Genomic DNA, 1,782 nt, shown 5'->3' with positions numbered 1-1,782 from the left:
ATGTTGATGCCTGCTGCCTGATCGGCGTTGATGCCGGTGGCGGTGATTGCCTGGGTGGCGCGCAGGAGAGCGACGCCGCCGCCAGCCACGATGCCTTCTTCGACGGCAGCGCGGGTTGCGTTCAGCGCGTCATCGACGCGGTCCTTCTTTTCCTTGACTTCCACTTCGGTCGCACCGCCGACGCGGATCACGGCAACACCGCCGGCGAGCTTCGCCAGACGTTCCTGCAGCTTCTCCTTGTCGTAGTCCGACGTGGTCTCTTCGATCTGCTGCTTGATCTGGGCGACRCGGCCCTCGATCTCAGGCTTCTTGCCGGCGCCGTCGATGATGGTGGTGTTCTCCTTGGAGATCGACACCTTCTTGGCGCGGCCGAGCATGTCCAGCGTGACGTTCTCGAGCTTGATGCCRAGGTCTTCGGAGATGACCTGGCCACCGGTGAGGATGGCGATGTCTTCCAGCATGGCCTTGCGGCGATCACCGAAGCCCGGCGCCTTGACGGCAGCGATCTTCAGGCCGCCACGCAGCTTGTTGACGACCAGCGTTGCAAGAGCTTCGCCTTCGACGTCCTCGGAGATGATGACGAGCGGCTTCGAGGTCTGAACGACAGCCTCGAGGATCGGCAGCATGGCCTGCAGGTTGCCGAGCTTCTTCTCGTGGAGAAGAATGTAGGCGTCTTCCAGCTCGGCAATCATCTTGTCGGGGTTGGTGACGAAGTAGGGCGAGAGGTAGCCGCGGTCGAACTGCATGCCTTCGACGACTTCGAGTTCGGTCTCGGCGGTCTTGGCCTCCTCGACGGTGATGACGCCCTCATTGCCGACCTTCTGCATCGCTTCCGCKATCATCTGGCCGATCGAGGCTTCGCCGTTGGCCGAAATCGTGCCGACCTGGGCGACTTCCTCGGAGGTCTTGATCTTCTTGGCGCTCTTGACGAGGTGTGCGACGACTTCGCTGACAGCCAGGTCGATGCCGCGCTTCAGGTCCATCGGGTTCATGCCGGCGGCAACGGCCTTGTGGCCTTCCTGAACGATAGCCTGTGCGAGAACGGTCGCGGTCGTGGTGCCGTCGCCGGCCTTATCGTTGGTCTTCGAAGCAACTTCGCGGACCATCTGAGCGCCCATGTTCTCGAACTTGTCTTCAAGCTCGATTTCCTTGGCGACGGAAACGCCGTCCTTGGTGATGCGCGGGGCGCCGAACGACTTGTCGATGACGACGTTGCGGCCCTTGGGGCCGAGCGTGACCTTCACAGCGTCGGCGAGGATGTTGACACCGCGCAGCATGCGCTCGCGGGCGTCGCGGGAAAATACTACTTGTTTAGCAGCCATGTTTTAGCTCCTGGGCTGAATGCCCGTTACTTCTGATGTGGTTGCGAACTAATTTCGACGGTTCAGCCGATGATGCCCATAATGTCGGATTCCTTCATGATCAGAAGGTCTTCGCCATTGAGCTTCACTTCGGTGCCGGACCACTTGCCGAACAGAACGCGGTCGCCCGCCTTGACGTCCAACGCAATGATCTTGCCAGCTTCGTCGCGGGCACCGGAACCGACGGCGACGATTTCGCCTTCCTGCGGCTTTTCCTTGGCCGTATCGGGGATGATGATCCCGCCGGCGGTCTTGGACTCGGATTCGACGCGGCGAACAACCACGCGGTCATGCAGCGGGCGGAACTTCGACTTTGTCATTTGAATTTCCTCGGTGAACTGTTGAGAACGTTCCTCGGTCCGGGCTGGCCGGACTTGGTTAGCACTCACTTCAGGAGAGTGCTAACGTGCCGGTGAGATAG

General features: G+C 60.8%; 2 protein-coding genes. Both read right to left on the bottom strand.

The window, feature by feature from the left end:
- Window positions 1-1,322: chaperonin GroEL (gene groL / locus AC1DUU_RS31125; protein WP_476787163.1), on the bottom strand; the 1,322-nt coding region annotated here is incomplete at its 3' end.
- A 62-nt stretch (window positions 1,323-1,384) separates the two neighbouring features.
- Window positions 1,385-1,681, bottom strand: a complete 297-nt coding sequence (gene groES, locus AC1DUU_RS31120; RefSeq protein WP_476787162.1) for a co-chaperone GroES — start codon at window positions 1,679-1,681, stop codon at window positions 1,385-1,387.
- Window positions 1,682-1,782: the final 101 nt, after the last annotated feature.

The organism is Aminobacter sp. P4_H6_2 (assembly GCF_056400805.1).
Note: the sequence above shows the minus strand (reverse complement) of the source record. Positions and strands in the feature narration are given on the sequence as shown.